A 14,625-nucleotide genomic window follows, 5' to 3' on the forward strand; every position below is an offset into this window, starting at 1 on the left:
GGGGGGGTTGGGGGGGGGGACGCCGCGGGTGCGCCGGGCCGGGAGGCGGGCTAGGGGGGCGGGGGGGCCGCGCGCTCGCCCGCGCGCCACGAGCGCATCGGCGATGTGCGGGCGGCCGACGGTCGCACCCTCGGTCGCCTGCGCCATGACATCGGCCCAGGTGATGTCGTAGTCCTCGGCGATGCGGCGCACCATGTCCTCCGCCCGGCGCATGCGGCCCTCGCGGATGCGGCGCGTCTCGGCGACGAGCGCCTCGTTCTCCGGGTCGAAGAGGTAGCCGAGCATGTGGACGCTGGCGAACTCGATCCGGGTACTGAGCTCCATGGCGGGGATGACGGTGACGCCGTGCTCGCGGCCCGCGCCTGCCGCCTCCGCCCACCCCGCGGTGGAATCGTGATCGGTGAGGGCGACGGTGCCGAGACCGGCGGCGGCGGCCGAGCGCACCAGCTCGGCGGGGGTCTGGGTGCCGTCCGACACGCTCGAGTGCGTGTGCAGGTCGACGGGACCCCGGAACCGTCGCTTCTCCACCATGGACACCATCCTAGGAGTGGGAGAATGGTCGCCATGTCGTCGCAGCCCTCCACCCCGTCCACCGCGCCCGCCGAGGGCGCCGCCGCCGCCGACGAGGCCGCGGTCGCCACCACCGACGCCACGCCCGACGTCACGCCGGACGCCACGGCCGTCGAGCCGGAGGCCGCACCGCGTGCGACCGCCAACCGCTCGACCACGCCGGGCTCCGACCGGTTCAAGGAGTACATCGGCAGCGGCTGGGCCGAGCGCCCGGAGGTGCTCCCCGCGCCGCGCGAGCAGGCCGCGTACGCCGCGTCCCGCCGCGCCCGCGTCTCCGAGCTCTTCCCCGGCAAGCGGCTGATCATCCCGGCCGGCCGGCTCAAGCAGCGCTCCAACGACACCGACTACCCGTTCCGCGCCCACTCCGCCTTCGCCCACCTCACCGGCTGGGGCTCCGACTCCGAGCCGGGCAGCGTGCTGGTCATGGAGCCGACAGCCGCCGGGCACGAGGCGACCCTGTACTTCCGGGAGCGCGCCGGCCGCGACTCCGACGAGTTCTACGCCAACCCCGAGATCGGCGAGTTCTGGATCGGCCCCCGCCCCTCGCTCGCCCAGGTCGCCGCCGACCTCGACCTCCCGACCCGCGGCATCGCCGAGGTCGGCGCGCTGCTCGACGAGGCCGACGGCGAGACGGTCGTGCTGCGGGAGGCCGACCCCGGCATCACCGACCGGGTGGACGCCGCGCGCATGCTGCTGTGGGACGACACCGACGGCGACCGCGACCCCGAGGACCACTCGGAGGACGACCGGCTCGCCCGCGACCTCTCCGAGCTGCGGCTGATCAAGGACGAGTACGAGATCGGCCAGCTGCGCGCCGCCGTCGCGGCCACCGCGCGCGGCTTCGACGACGTGATCGCCGACCTCCCCCGCATCACCGTGCACCCCCGCGGCGAGCGGTTGGTGGAGGGCGTCTTCAACGGGCGCGCCCGCGCCGACGGCAACGCGGTCGGCTACGACACCATCGCGGCGAGCGGCCCGCACGCCTGCATCCTGCACTGGACCCGCAACGACGGGCCGGTGGTGCCAGGCGACCTGATCCTGCTCGACGCCGGTGTGGAGGTCGACAGCTACTACACCGCGGACATCACCCGCACCTTCCCCATCGACGGCAGCTTCACCGAGACGCAGCGGCTGGTCTACGAGACCGTGCGGGAGGCGGCGGACGCGGCGTTCGCGATCGTGCGCCCCGGCATCCGGTTCCGCGAGATCCACGCCACGGCGATGGGCGTCATCGCGCGGCGCACGGCCGAGTGGGGCCTCCTGCCGGTCTCGGCCGAGGAGGCGCTGGAGGCGGACAACCAGCACCACCGCCGCTACATGGTCCACGGCACCAGCCACCACCTCGGCCTCGACGTGCACGACTGCGCGCAGGCCCGCCGCGAGCTCTATCTCGACGGCGTGCTGGAGCCGGGCATGACCTTCACGATCGAGCCCGGCCTGTACTTCCAGCCGGACGACCTGACCGTGCCCGAGCGCTTCCGCGGCATCGGCGTGCGGATCGAGGACAACATCCTCGTCACCGAGGACGGCGCCGAGAACCTCTCGATCGCCATCCCGCGCACGGCCGACGATGTGGAGGCGTGGGTGCAGCGCCTGAGCGCGCGCTGATCCCCGCGCCCCGTCCTGAGATTCGGCGCAAATCGCGGTTCTGACGCGCTCGGTACCGAGATTTGGCGCAGATGTGCGTTCGGGAGGGCTAGGCGAGCGGCGCCGGCGGCTGCTGACCCGACGGCGGCGCGGTCGGCGGCTCGGGCGCTGCGGGAGGCTGCGGCCCCGCCGGCGGCTCGGGAGCGGCCGGCGGGGGGGGGGGGGGGGGGGGCGGGGCGGCGCGGGCGGCGGGGCGCTCGGGTGCTGCGGCGGCGGCGGCAGCCCGGGGGCGGCCGGGCCGACCGGCGCGGCCGCGCCTCCACCCGCTCCCCCGCCCGCGAGGAGGTTGCGGGCCCGGTTGACGAGGTCCGAGTCGACGAGCACGGAGTAGCTCGTCGCGATGACCTGCATCACCGAGGTGTAGTCGCGGCGGCGGCGGTTGATGGCGTACGAGGCGATGCCGAACAGCATGCCGAAGCCCGCGCCGATCAGCACGGCGGCGAACACGAACGCCAGGCTCACCGTCGGCGAGAAGATGATGAGCAGCAGCCCGAAGAAGATGCCCAGCCACGCCCCGGACGCGGCGCCCGCGAGGGCCACCCGGCCCCAGGTCAGCTTGCCGGTGACGCGCTCGACGCTCTTCAGGTCGCTTCCGACGATCGAGACCTTGTCGACCGGGAAGTCGGCGCGGGCGAGCAGGTCGACCGCCTCCTGGGCCTCGGGGTAGGTCTCGAAGGTCGCCACGACCTCCCCTCGCGGCAGGGTCGGGAAGAGGATGCGATTGCGGCCGCCCATGGGGCTGGGTGTCGTCATGCCGCCATCATCCCATTGTCAGGGCCGCTGCGGCGGGAAGGGCATAGGTTATTACACGTGAGCCCGAGCAGAATCTTCGTCGCCCGGCTGGCCGGGACCAGCGTCTTCGACCCGGTCGGCGACCGGGTCGGTCGCGTGCGCGACGTGCTCGTGGTGTACCGCAAGAACGACCCGCCGAGTGTCGTCGGGCTGGTCGTCGAGATCCCCGGCAAGCGCAGGGTCTTCCTCTCGATCGGGCGCGTGACCAGCATCTCCAGCGGCCAGATCATCACCAACGGGCTCATCAACGTGCGCCGCTTCGAGCAGCGCGGCGGCGAGGTGCGCGTCATCGCCGAGCTGCTCGGCCGGCGGGTGGTCTTCGCGGACGGCAGCGGCGAGGCGACCGTGGAGGACGTGGCGATCGAGGAGTCGCCCACCGGCGAGTGGGCGGTGAGCCAGCTGTTCGTCCGCCGGCCGAAGGTGGGAGCATCGCCGTTCGGCAAGGGGCCGACCACGCTCGTCTCGTGGAACGAGGTGCGCGAGAAGCAGGAGCGCGGCGCCGCGCAGTCCGCCGAGCAGCTCATCGCGACGTACTCCGAGCTGAAGCCCGCCGACCTCGCGAACACGCTGCTCGACCTCCCGCCGCAGCGCATGCTCGAGGTCGCAGAAGAGCTGCCGGACGACCGCCTCGCCGACGTGCTGGAGGAGATGCCGGAGAGCGAGCAGGTGCAGATCCTCACCAAGCTCGACGACGACCGCGCCGCCGACGTGCTCGACCAGATGCAGCCCGACGACGCCGCCGACCTGATCGCGCAGCTGTCGGACGAGCGCGGCGAGCACCTCCTGGAGCTGATGGAGCCGGAGGAGGCGCAGGACGTGCGCTTCCTGCTCAGCTACGCCCCCGACACCGCGGGCGGCCTGATGACGACAGAGCCGATCATCGTGTCGGCCGACGCGACGGTCGCGGAGGGCCTCGCCCTCATCCGCCGCCACGAGCTCGCCCCGGCGCTCGGCGCCGCCGTCTGCGTGACGCTCCCGCCGTACGAGGCGCCGACCGGCCGGTTCCTCGGCGTCGTGCACTTCCAGCGGATGCTGCGCTACCCGCCGCACGTGCGCCTCGGCACCCTGCTCGACCCCAGCCTGGAGCCGGTCACCGCCGACACCTCCGCGGCCGAGGTCTCGCGCATCCTGGCCAGCTACAACCTCGTCTCGGTCCCGGTCGTGGACGAGAAGCACCGACTCGTCGGGGTGGTGACCATCGACGACATCCTCGACTACCTGCTCCCCGACGACTGGCGAAGTCAAGAAGAGGACGCGCCCGTCAAACGACAGGGCCCGTCCGACGAGACCGGCAGCATCCGCATCGTGAACGGAAGGAGGGGCGGAAGTGGCACGAGGTAGAGACGACGCGCGGCTGGACGCCCCCAAGGGACTGCGGACGCCGGTGCTCGGCCGGCGCGGCCCCGTCGAGCAGAACGACCGGTTCGGCCGCTTCACCGAGTGGATCGCGCGCGCCATGGGCACGCCGTGGTTCGTGCTCGGGCTGACGGCGTTCGTGGTGGCCTGGATGCTGTGGAACACGCTCCTGCCCGAATCGTGGCGGTTCGATTCGGCCGGGCTGGGCTTCATCGCCCTGACGCTGGTGCTGTCGCTGCAGGCGTCGTACGCGGCGCCGCTCATCCTGCTCGCCCAGAACCGGCAGGACGACCGCGACCGGGTGCAGATCGAGCAGGACCGCCAGCGCGCGGAGCGCAACCTCGCCGACACCGAGTACCTCGCCCGCGAGGTGGTCGCGCTGCGGCTGGCGGTGAAGGACATGGCGACCAAGGACTTCATCCGCGCAGAGCTGCGCGCGCTGCTCGAAGACCTGGAGGAGCGCGAGGGCGAGGGCGGCAAGGCCCGTGCCTGACACGACAGCGCTGCGCACCGAGGTCGAGCGCGCGCTCGGCGCCGTGCTGGACCCCGAGATCCGCAAGCCGATCGTCGAGCTCGACATGGTCTCCGGCGTCGATGTTTCGGCGGAGGGGCACGCGACCGTCGGCGTGAAGCTCACGATCGTGGGCTGCCCGGCCGCCGACGCGATCGAGCGGGATGTCCGCGCGGCCGCCGCGAGCGTGCCCGGCGTCTCGGGAGTGACGGTGGACGTCGGGGTCATGACGCCGGCGGAGCGGAAGGCGCTCACCGAGCGGCTGCGCGGCGGCCGCGCCTCCCGTGGCCCGCAGTTCGGCCCGGACTCGCTGACCCGCGTCTACGCCGTCACGAGCGGCAAGGGCGGTGTCGGCAAGTCGACGCTGACCGCCAACCTCGCCGTCGCCCTCGCCGAGCGCGGGCTGCGCGTCGGGATCGTGGACGCCGACGTGCACGGCTTCTCCATCCCCGGCGTGCTGGGCCTCACCGACGAGCACGGCGTCGCGCCGCGGCCGACCCGGGTGGACGACATGATCCTGCCGCCGGTCGCCTACGGGGTGAAGGTGGTCTCGATCGGCATGTTCGTCGACTCCGCCTCGGCGGCGGTCGCCTGGCGCGGCCCGATGCTGCACCGGACGATCCAGCAGTTCCTCACCGATGTCTTCTTCGGCGACCTCGACGTGCTGCTGCTCGACCTGCCGCCCGGCACGGGCGACATCGCCATCTCGGTCGGCCAGCTCCTCCCCGGTGCGGAGGTGCTCGTCGTGACCACCCCGCAACCGGCCGCCGCCGACGTGGCCGAGCGCAGCGGCGTCGTCGCACGGCAGACCGGTCAGAAGGTCGTGGGCGTCATCGAGAACATGGCCGGCCTCCCCCAGCCCGACGGCTCGGTGCTCGAGCTGTTCGGCAGCGGCGGAGGGGCGGAGGTCGCGCGCCGGCTGTCGGCCGGGCAGGACGAGGAGGTGCCGCTGCTCGCCTCGGTGCCGCTCAGCATCGCGCTGCGCGCGGGCGGCGACGCGGGTGCGCCGATCGTCGTCACCGACCCCGCCGACCCGGCCGCCGCGGCGATCCGCGCGGTCGCCGAGCGCCTCGCGACCCGCTCGCGCGGCCTCGCCGGCCGCAAACTGGGCCTCTCGCTGCGCTGACCCGCGCGCCCCCGGCCCCGCCGGCCGCCGGCCGCCAGCCGCCGAGCACAGGAAAATCGTCGCGATCCGCCCGGATCGGGGGCATTTTTCCTGTACTCGGCGGCCAGCGGCGGCCGGCGGCGGCCCGTGGGCAGGGCCGGTCAGCGGGGCTCGACGATGCGGGCGAGGAGCTCGATCAGGAGGCGCTCGGTGACCGGGCGCGGCAGCGCCTCGATGAGGGCCAGGAGGGGCGCCTGCTCGGGCGGGAGGCCGCCGTCGCCGTCGCCGCCGGCGAGGCCCAGCGCGCCGAGCAGTCCGGCGGCGGTCTCCGCGTCCGGTGCGGCGGGCGGGAGGCCGGCCGCACCCGGCAGCTGCGCCAGCACCGCCTCCGCGTCGACCGGTGGCACGCCGCGCGCGTCGTCCGCGGAGGCCCGCAGCGCCGCCTCCAGCTCGTCCAGCCGCGACCCGGTCACCGGCGTCACCGTGAGGTGCGTCGTGTGCGGCAGGTGCGTGCCGTCTGGCTGCGTCAGCCCCGGCTGCAGCTGGAGGTGCCAGCCGCGCCGCCTGGCCCGGTCGGCCCAGTGGTGCGGATCGACCCGGCGCTCCGGCGGGAGGGCGTCGTCGGTGGTGATGGCGAGGAGCGGCCCGGTCGGCGCGCCGAGCACGCGCAGCCCCTCGATGTCGGCGACGAGGTCGGCGAGCGCGAGCGTCGACCGGCGGCACGACTCCGCCAGCTCGGCGAAGCCCCGCGCGCCGAGCGCCTGCACGATCGCCCAGGAGGCCGCGAGCGCGCCGGCCGACTTCGAGCCGAGCAGAGTCGGGTTGACCACGGGGTAGCCCGGCCAGCCGGTCGTCGCGAAGTACTGCCGCCGCTGCCGGTCCCGGCCGCGCTGCAGGAGCACGCTCGCGCCCTTCGGGGCGTAGCCGTACTTGTGGAGGTCGGCCGAGACGCTGGTCACGCCCGGCAGCCGGAAGTCCCAGAGCGGCAGCGCGCCGCCGTCGGCCGACCGCCAGAACGGCAGGATCCAGCCGCCGATGCAGCCGTCGACGTGCAGGGCGACGCCGCCCTCGTCGCAGGCGGCTGCCACCTCCTCCACCGGGTCGAGGGTGCCGAAGGGATAGGAGGGTGCCGAGACGACCGCGAGGGCGACGTCCGGGCCGAGGCGCTCGATCAGCCGGGCCGGGTCGAGCGTCCCGGTCGCCGGGTCGACGGGCACCAGGTCGAGGTCGAGGTCGAAGTACCCGGCCGCCTTGTGGAACGCGGCGTGCACGGTGACCGGCGCCAGGATGCGTGGGCGGCTCCCCGATGCGTCGCCGTGCGATGCCGCAGCGGCACGCCAGGCGTCGCGCGCGGTCTTGACGGCGAGGAGGCACGACTCCGTGCCTCCCGAGGTCACCGATCCGACCACGTCGTCGCCGCCGTGCAACAGCTCGCGGGCGAAGCCGACGACCTCCCGCTCCATCACGGCGACCGAGGTGAAGGTGGTGGGATCCAGCCCGTTGACCGGCTGCACGAGCCGCATCGCCTCCGTCGCCAGCTCGTCGATCGCGGCGACACCGGAGTCGTAGACGTAGCTGAGCACGCGGCCGCCGTGGGTCGGGGCGTCCGCCGACCGGAGGGCCGCGAGCCGGGCGAGGATCGCCTGCGCGTCAAACGAGACCATCGATGTCCTCCCTGCGGAGCCGGTACCGGGCGAGCGGCACGAGGCTGAGCGCGACGATCGCCGCGGGGATGATGCTGAACGCCACCACGATGCCCGCGACCGCGCTGTCCGGCTGCGTCGCGCCCGCCACGACGGCCGAGGGGTCGGCGCTGCGCGCGACGTATCCCGTGACGGCCAGCACGATGGTGAGCGCCGTCGCTCCGAGCGCCATGCCCGTCGTCTCGCCGGCGGTCCACATCCCGCCGAAGGTCCCGGCACGGTCGGCGGCGCCGCGGCTGCGGGCGTCGTGCGAGATCACGTCGGGGAGCATCGCCATCGGGAGGGACTGCATCCCCGCGTAGGCGGCGCCCGCCACCGCGACGGGCACGTAGACCCACGCGCCGGGCGCCCACAGCAGCCCGATCATCGAGAGCGCCGCCAGCGCGAACAGCGCCGAGGCGAGCCGGAAGCCGCGCTCCTTGCCGATGCGCCGGGCCAGGACGCCCCACAGCGGCGCCACGACCAGCGCGGGCGCGATGAGCGCGAGGAACAGCAGCGTCACCGCGTCCTCCGAGTGCAGCACCCACGTCGCCACGTAGTTGGCGCCGGCCAGCATCATCCCCGTCGCCAGCCCCTGCAGCAGGAACGCGGACAGCAGCGCCCGGAACGGCCCGCTCTCGCGCAGCACGCGCACGCCCGCCGCATAGTTCGACCGCAGCGTCACGAGCACGCCCTCGCGCGGCGGAGGCACGGCGGCCGGGAGTCCGCGCGGCGCGACGGCGGTCGACACCAGCATCCCCGCCCCGATGACGACGCCCGCCACGAGCGCCATCAGCGCGTAGCCGGCGAAGTCGTTGCCGCCGCCGAGCGACCGCAGGGCCGGGCCTCCCGCGCCGAACAGCAGGATCGCGAAGGTCAGCACCACCACGCGCCACGTCAGCAGCCGGGTGCGCTCGTCGTACCCGGAGGCCAGCTCCGCCGGCAGCGCGATGTACGGCACCTGGAACAGGCTGAAGGCGGTCGCCGTCAGCAGGAAGGCCAGCATCACCCACAGCGCGGCGACGGGAGCGGGCGTGCCAGGCGGCACGAGGAAGGTGAGCAGGAAGAACACCGGGAGCGCGACCGCGCCGAGCACCATCGCCGGCCGGCGGGAGCCGCGCACGGCGAGCATGCGGTCGCTGCGTGCGCCGATGACCGGGTCGATGACGACGTCCCAGATCTTCGCGACCGTGACGACCGCTCCGGCCGCCAGAGCGGCGACGCCGAGCGTGTCGGTCAGGTAGTAGACGAGCACCAGGCCGGGCAGGGTGGCGAAGCCGCCCGTGCCGAGCGAGCCGACGGCGTACCGCGCGACGGTCGCCCGATCGAGCGACGGCTCCGTTGCGATCATGTCCGCAGCGTAGTGGATGCGGACGCGCCGCCGGAGGAACGGCTAGGTCGACTCGCTGTCGAAGGGCGGCACGGCGCCGGCCGGGAGCACCCGCGCCGCCCGCTGCGCGTACGCCGACTGGGTCACGGGCTTGATCGCGCCCGGCTCGGTCGCCGGCGAGTCGTCCAGCAGCGCCTCGCGGATGATGCGGCGCGGGTCGTACTGCCGGGGGTCGAGCTTCTTCCAGTCGACCTCGTCGAACTCGGGGCCCATCTCCTCGCGCATCCTGCTCTTCGCGCCGTTGGCGAAGTCGCGCAGCGAGCGCACCAGGCCGCCGAGCTTGGCCGCGTAGGTCGGCAGGCGCTCGGGACCGATGACGAACGCGGCGATCACCGCCACGATGAGGAGTTTGTCGAAGGTCAGCCCGAGCACATGTCGAGGATAACCGCCCGGCGCTGCACGGATGCTGGAACCCGGCACCGTATCCTGGACCGGAAGTGAGGGAGCGCTGTGTCTGAGAAGGACTCGAACTGGAGATTCGCCGACGACGTGATCGTCGAGAGCGAGGTGATCCTGCGGGCCCGCCAGCAGTCCCTCGAGCTCGGCATCGACCCGATCCCGCCGAGCACGGGTGCGCAGGCGGCCGTCGTCGTGGCGGCCACCGCCGCCGAGAACATCGTCGAGATCGGCACGGGCGTCGGCGTGTCGGGACTGTGGCTGCTCAGCGGCAGCCCGGAGGCGCAGCTGACCTCCATCGACCTGGAGGTCGACCACCAGCAGCACGCGCGCGCCTTCTTCACCGAGGCGGGCGCCCCGTCGAACCGCGTGCGACTCATCCCTGGCCGTGCCCTCGACGTGCTCCCGCGGATGAACGAGAACTCGTACGACATCGTCTTCGTCGACGCCGACCCGCAGTCGGTGATCGAGTACGTCGAGCACGGTCTGCGCCTGGTGCGGCCGGGCGGAACGGTGCTCGTCGCCCGCGCGCTGTGGCGCGGACGCGTCGCCGACCCGGCCGCGCGCGACGAGATCGCGACCGGCTTCCGCACGCTCATCACCGAGACCGCGGCCTCCGGCGCCGTCATCAGCGCGCTCTCCCCCGCCGGCGACGGCCTCCTCCAGATCACCAAGCTGACCCCATAGCGGCTCCAGAGCAGCTTCCGAATACAGGAAAAATGCCCGGAATCGTCATGATTCCGGGCATTTTTCCTGTACTCGACGGCTGGCTAGGAGGCGCTCACCACGCTCGCCAGCGCATCGTGGAGTTCTTTGGCTTCCGCGTCGTTGACGGAGACGACGAGACGTCCGCCACCCTCGAGCGGCACACGCACGATGATGAGCCGTCCCTCCTTCACAGCCTCCATCGGCCCGTCCCCGGTCCTCGGCTTCATGGCCGCCATGCAGCTCCCCTTTCGTGGATGTCCCTCCATTATCCGACATTCGGCACGGGGTGTGGAAATCACGTGTCGCCGGAATCCGCTGGGCCATTACCCCGTGGCGGGATCACGGCGGCGACCAGTCGGCCCCGTCGACGCCCCAGCAGATCGCGATCCACCCCACCTGGAGGGCCAGGAACAGCAGCACCAGGCCGGCACGGTACCAGCGGTTGCGCGGCATCGCGACCGCCCCGAGCAGCGGGAACAGCGGCATCAGCAGCCGGAAGGTGCTCGACTGCGGGAAGAACACCGCGAAGAGGTACAGGGAGTACGCGGCGACCCAGAACCGGATGTCCGGCCCCAGCCGCTTCACCGCCGGCGAGAACAGCAGCACCGCGTAGATCGCGACGAGCAGCACCAGCGCGATCACGCCGATCCACCCCGGTACCCCCAGCATCACGCTCGCCCACCAATCGGCCCCCTGGAACCAGGAGGCGAACGGCACCAGGTGCGTGTACCCGATGTACGGCGCCCGCCAGGCCAGCTCGGTGTCGGTGTAGGCGGTCCACGATCCGGTGGCGACCGCGGCGATCGCCGGCCACGCGAGCCCGGCCAGTCCGCTGAAGACGGTCAGCGACACGCTCAGCACGCGGTCGCGCACCGGGAACGGGTCGGTTTCGCGGCGCATCCAGCGGTATCCGACGTGCATCGCGAGCGCGAGGGCGAACGCGAGCCCGCTCGGCCGGGTGAACGCCATCGCGAGCACGACGGGGAACAGCACCGCGTACCGCCGCTCGACCAGCAGCAGCAGGGAGGTCACCAGCAGCAGCAGGTACAGCGCCTCCGCGTACGCCACCTGGAACAGCGGCGACACCGGCGCCACGCAGAACAGGGTGACCGCGAACAGGGAGGTGGAGGCCGAGAGTCCGACCCGCAGCATCAGCCGGTAGAACACCAGCGCGGCCCCCGCCGCGCACACGACAGACACCAGCACCGCCGCCGGCGACCACGGCAGCCGGGTGAGGAACATCACGGCATCGACGAGGGCCGGGTATCCCGGCATGAAGGCCCACGCGTTCTCGCCCACGTGCACGCCGTCCGTGTACGGCAGCACCGACGGGTAACCCGAGACGGCGACGATGTTGTACCAGAGGCCGTCCCAGATGGTCGCGTACGAGAAGTAGTCCGGCCGCGGCCCCGTCCACGGGTTCTGCCCCTGGTTCGCGGCGAAGATCAGGAGGATGACGGTCGTCGCGACCCGGCTCGCGGCGAACACCGCGAGCACGCGGACCCACCACAGCCTCCACCAGGGCGCCCGGGCCTCGACCGCGGGCGCGCTGGAGTCAGTGCTCGCGGGAACCGGTGAGCCAGGCACGGAGACCGGCCTCGACCGCGACGATCTGCTCGACGTCGACGCGCTCGTCGTCGGCGTGCGCCTTCAGCGGGTCGCCCGGGCCGTAGTTGACGGCGGGGATGCCGAGCGCGCTGAACCGGGCGACGTCCGTCCAGCCGTACTTCGGCTTCGCGACACCGCCGACGGCCGCGACGAACTCCTGCGCGAGCGGCGCGTCGAGGCCGGGGCGGGCGCCGTCGGCGCGGTCGACCACGGTGATCTCGTAGTCGCCGAACAGCTCGCGCATGTGCTCGATCGCCTCCTCCGAGCTGCAGGAGGGGGCGAAGCGGTAGTTGATGTGCACCATCGCCTCGTCCGGGATGATGTTGCCGGCGACCCCGCCCGAGATGCCGACGGCGTTCAGGCCCTCCTTGTAGACGAGCCCGTCGACCTCGACCTCTCGTGCCCGGTACGACGCGAGCGTGTCGAGGATGGGCGCGATCTTGTGGATGGCGTTGTCGCCGACCCAGCCGCGGGCCGAGTGCGCGCGCAGCCCGTAGGCCCGCACCTCCACGCGGAGGTTGCCGTTGCAGCCGCCCTCGACGACGCCGTTGCTCGGCTCGCCGAGGATCGCGAAGTCGCCGGTGAACAGGTCGGGCCGGTTGCGGGCGAGCCGGTTGAGGCCGTTGAGCTCGGCGTTGACCTCCTCGTGGTCGTACCACATCCACGTGATGTCGATCGCGGGGTCGGTGAGCTCGGCCGCCAGCTTGAGCTGCACGCCGACGCCGGCCTTCATGTCGACCGTCCCGCGGCCCCACAGGTAGCGCACGCCGCCGTCGGTCTCGAACCGCGTCGGGAGATTGCCGTTCAGCGGCACGGTGTCGATGTGGCCGGCGATCAGGGCCCGGCGCTCGCGGCCGAGGTTCGTGCGGGCGACCACCGTGTCGCCGTCGCGGATGATCTCGAGGTGGTCGAGACCCTGCAGCGCGGCCACGATCTCGTCGGCGAGCGGACGCTCGTTGCCGGAGACCGACTCGATGTCGCAGAGCTGGCGGGTCAGGTCGATGGAGGACGCGGTGAGGTCGAGAGGCACGCTACTAATCTAGAGGCATGCCTTCCGCCGTTCCCTCCGAATCCGCCGCGCCCTCGACCGACCCCGCCGGCTCCGCCGCCACGCGCTCGGCCTGGGGCTACGGCCTCGCGACGATCGCCGGCGACGGCACCGTGCTCGACACGTGGTTCCCGGAGCCGCGGCTCGGCCGCATCCCCGAGGGCCGCGACCCCTGGATCGCGCCGGCCGAGCTCGAGGAGCTCGCGACCGAGGACCGCCGCCGCAACGTGCGCGTCGACATCGTGACCGTGCAGATCGACCTGGATGCGCCTCCCGCCTCCACGTCCGACGCGTACCTGCGCCTGCACCTGCTCTCGCACCTGCTGGTGCAGCCCAACACCGTGAACCTCGACGGCATCTTCGGCCACCTGCCGATCGTGGCGTGGACGAACGCCGGACCGGTCCTCCCGGCCGACCTCGCCCGGCTGCGGCCGGCGCTGCAGCGCGCGGGCATCCACGTGACCGGCGTCGACAAGTTCCCGCGGTTGCTCGACTACGTGACGCCCGAGCGGGTCCGCATCGCCGACGCGTCGCGCGTGCGCCTCGGAGCGCACCTGGCGCCGGGCACCACGGTCATGCACGAGGGCTTCGTCAACTACAACGCCGGAACGCTGGGCGCCTCCATGGTCGAGGGCCGCATCTCGCAGGGCGTGGTGGTCGGCGACGGCTCCGACATCGGCGGCGGCGCCTCCATCATGGGCACGCTCTCCGGAGGCGGCACGCACCGCGTCTCCATCGGCGAGCGGTCGCTGCTCGGCGCGAACTCCGGCATCGGCATCTCCATCGGCGACGACTCGATCGTGGAGGCCGGCCTCTACGTGACCGCGGGCACCAAGGTCGTGCTGGCCGATGCTCCGCCCACCGCCGACGGACGCCCGCAGACGGTGAAGGCCGCCGACCTGTCGGGTGTCGCCGGCCTCCTGTTCCGCCGCAACTCGCTGACCGGCGCCGTCGAGGTGCTGCGCAGGGCCGGCCAGGGCGTCGAGCTCAACGCTGCGCTGCACGCCTAGGCGCCGGCCCCCGGCCGCACACGTCGCTGCGGCGCACATCACGGCGGCGCTCACACCAGCGTCAGCACCGACCCCGGATCGGCCAGCACGCGGCCGACGTCGGCGACGAGCCGCGCCGCCTGCTCGCCGTCCACGATCCGGTGGTCGAACGACAGCGCGAGCGTGACCACCTGGCGCAGCGCGATGCCGCCGTCGTGCTCCCACGGCTGCCGACGCACGGCGCCGAGCGCGAGGATCGCGGCCTCCCCCGGGGTCAGGATGGGCGTGCCGGCGTCGACACCGAACACGCCCACGTTGGTGATCGTGATCGTGCCGCCGCTGAGGTCGGCCGGCGGCGTCCTGCCCGCGCGCGCCGTCTCGGCGAGGGCGCGGATCGCACCCGCCAGGTCGCCGAGGTCGCGCGCGTGCGCGTCGCGGATGACCGGGACGAGCAGGCCCCGCGGCGTCGCGGCGGCGATGCCGAGGTGCACGTCGTCCAGCTCGACGATCTCCTGCGCTGCCTCGTCCCAGCGGGCGTTGGCCGCCGGGGTGCGGCGGAGGGCGAGGCAGAGCGCCTTGGCGACCACCGCCAGCAGGCCGGGCCGGGCGTCGGCGAGCTCGGGACGCGCGCGCAGCCGCTCCACCAGCTCCATCGTCGGCGTGACGTCGACCGTCAGGAACACGGTCGCCTGCGGCGCGGTGAAGGCGCTGCGCACCATCGCGTCGGCCGTCGCTCTGCGCACGCCCTTGATCGGGATGCGGCGCTCGCGGGCGGAGGTCGCGGCGGGGGCGGAGGCGGAGGCCGTGGTCGGCGCGGGGGCCG

Annotated in this window: 14 protein-coding genes and 1 pseudogene; 6 read left to right on the plus strand and 9 right to left on the minus strand. The window is 73.3% G+C overall.

What is annotated here, in order from left to right; all coding sequences use genetic code 11:
- Positions 1–531, minus strand: a 531-nt coding sequence (locus ACR9ZG_RS14000; protein ID WP_481285471.1) for a PHP domain-containing protein, incomplete at its 3' end; no start/stop codon positions are given.
- A 24-nt stretch (positions 532–555) separates the two neighbouring features.
- Here ACR9ZG_RS14000 and ACR9ZG_RS14005 point away from each other — a divergent pair.
- Entirely contained in the window at positions 556–2,178 is a 1,623-nt protein-coding gene (locus ACR9ZG_RS14005) for an aminopeptidase P family protein (RefSeq protein ID WP_481285459.1), read from the plus strand.
- Positions 2,179–2,703: 525 nt separating this feature from the next.
- Here the strand turns inward: ACR9ZG_RS14005 and ACR9ZG_RS14010 are convergent.
- Positions 2,704–2,970, minus strand: a pseudogene (locus ACR9ZG_RS14010) (YflT domain-containing protein); the annotation flags it as partial.
- 57 nt (positions 2,971–3,027) lie between these two features.
- On the opposite strand from ACR9ZG_RS14010, the gene ACR9ZG_RS14015 reads away from it, so the two are divergent.
- Genes ACR9ZG_RS14015 through ACR9ZG_RS14025 form a run of 3 tightly spaced genes read left to right on the plus strand, consistent with a single transcriptional unit; the run spans position 3,028 to position 6,002 of the window.
- Positions 3,028–4,350: a magnesium transporter MgtE N-terminal domain-containing protein gene (locus ACR9ZG_RS14015; protein WP_481285460.1), complete on the plus strand. Its 1,323-nt coding sequence runs from the start codon at positions 3,028–3,030 to the stop codon at positions 4,348–4,350.
- Positions 4,337–4,858 (plus strand): DUF1003 domain-containing protein, encoded by a 522-nt coding sequence (locus ACR9ZG_RS14020; protein ID WP_481285461.1) that lies wholly within the window; start codon positions 4,337–4,339, stop codon positions 4,856–4,858. Before ACR9ZG_RS14015 ends, ACR9ZG_RS14020 begins: the two co-directional genes overlap by 14 nt.
- A complete protein-coding gene (locus ACR9ZG_RS14025) occupies positions 4,851–6,002 on the plus strand; it encodes a P-loop NTPase (RefSeq protein WP_481285462.1) in 1,152 nt (383 codons plus the stop codon). The genes ACR9ZG_RS14020 and ACR9ZG_RS14025 overlap by 8 nt, the downstream gene beginning before the upstream one ends.
- 140 nt (positions 6,003–6,142) lie before the next feature.
- On the opposite strand, the gene ACR9ZG_RS14030 is transcribed toward ACR9ZG_RS14025, so the two are convergent.
- From ACR9ZG_RS14030 to ACR9ZG_RS14040, 3 genes are read right to left on the minus strand one after another with little or no spacing between them, the layout of a single operon-like run.
- Positions 6,143–7,645 (minus strand): pyridoxal phosphate-dependent decarboxylase family protein, encoded by a 1,503-nt coding sequence (locus ACR9ZG_RS14030; protein WP_481285463.1) that lies wholly within the window; start codon positions 7,643–7,645, stop codon positions 6,143–6,145.
- A complete protein-coding gene (locus ACR9ZG_RS14035; RefSeq protein WP_481285464.1) occupies positions 7,632–9,014 on the minus strand; it encodes an MFS transporter in 1,383 nt (460 codons plus the stop codon). The genes ACR9ZG_RS14030 and ACR9ZG_RS14035 overlap by 14 nt, the downstream gene beginning before the upstream one ends.
- Before the next feature lie 42 nt (positions 9,015–9,056).
- Positions 9,057–9,425, minus strand: a complete 369-nt coding sequence (locus ACR9ZG_RS14040; RefSeq protein WP_481285465.1) for a twin-arginine translocase TatA/TatE family subunit — start codon at positions 9,423–9,425, stop codon at positions 9,057–9,059.
- A 78-nt stretch (positions 9,426–9,503) separates the two neighbouring features.
- Between ACR9ZG_RS14040 and ACR9ZG_RS14045 the strand changes: the two genes are divergently transcribed.
- Positions 9,504–10,136 carry an O-methyltransferase gene (locus tag ACR9ZG_RS14045; protein ID WP_481285466.1) on the plus strand — a complete coding sequence of 211 codons (633 nt, stop codon included), beginning with the start codon at positions 9,504–9,506 and terminating at the stop codon, positions 10,134–10,136.
- An 83-nt stretch (positions 10,137–10,219) separates the two neighbouring features.
- Here the strand turns inward: ACR9ZG_RS14045 and ACR9ZG_RS14050 are convergent, their stop codons facing one another.
- The 3 genes from ACR9ZG_RS14050 to dapE all read right to left on the minus strand — a co-directional run bounded on the left by ACR9ZG_RS14050 (position 10,220) and on the right by dapE (position 12,795).
- Positions 10,220–10,393, minus strand: a complete 174-nt coding sequence (locus tag ACR9ZG_RS14050) for a DUF3117 domain-containing protein (protein ID WP_021764147.1) — start codon at positions 10,391–10,393, stop codon at positions 10,220–10,222.
- A 103-nt stretch (positions 10,394–10,496) separates the two neighbouring features.
- Entirely contained in the window at positions 10,497–11,744 is a 1,248-nt protein-coding gene (locus tag ACR9ZG_RS14055; RefSeq protein ID WP_481285467.1) for a hypothetical protein, read from the minus strand.
- Positions 11,713–12,795, minus strand: a complete 1,083-nt coding sequence (gene dapE, locus ACR9ZG_RS14060) for a succinyl-diaminopimelate desuccinylase (protein WP_481285468.1) — start codon at positions 12,793–12,795, stop codon at positions 11,713–11,715. The genes ACR9ZG_RS14055 and dapE overlap by 32 nt, the downstream gene beginning before the upstream one ends.
- Positions 12,796–12,812: 17 nt before the next feature.
- Between dapE and dapD the strand changes: the two genes are divergently transcribed.
- Positions 12,813–13,823, plus strand: coding sequence for a 2,3,4,5-tetrahydropyridine-2,6-dicarboxylate N-succinyltransferase (dapD, locus tag ACR9ZG_RS14065; protein WP_481285469.1), 1,011 nt, complete (start codon positions 12,813–12,815; stop codon positions 13,821–13,823).
- A 50-nt stretch (positions 13,824–13,873) separates the two neighbouring features.
- Here the strand turns inward: dapD and ACR9ZG_RS14070 are convergent.
- Positions 13,874–14,625 (minus strand): dihydrolipoamide acetyltransferase family protein (locus ACR9ZG_RS14070; RefSeq protein WP_481285470.1); only part of this gene is annotated, 752 nt, incomplete at its 5' end.

Source organism: Leifsonia sp. KNZ12-8B (assembly GCF_056755495.1).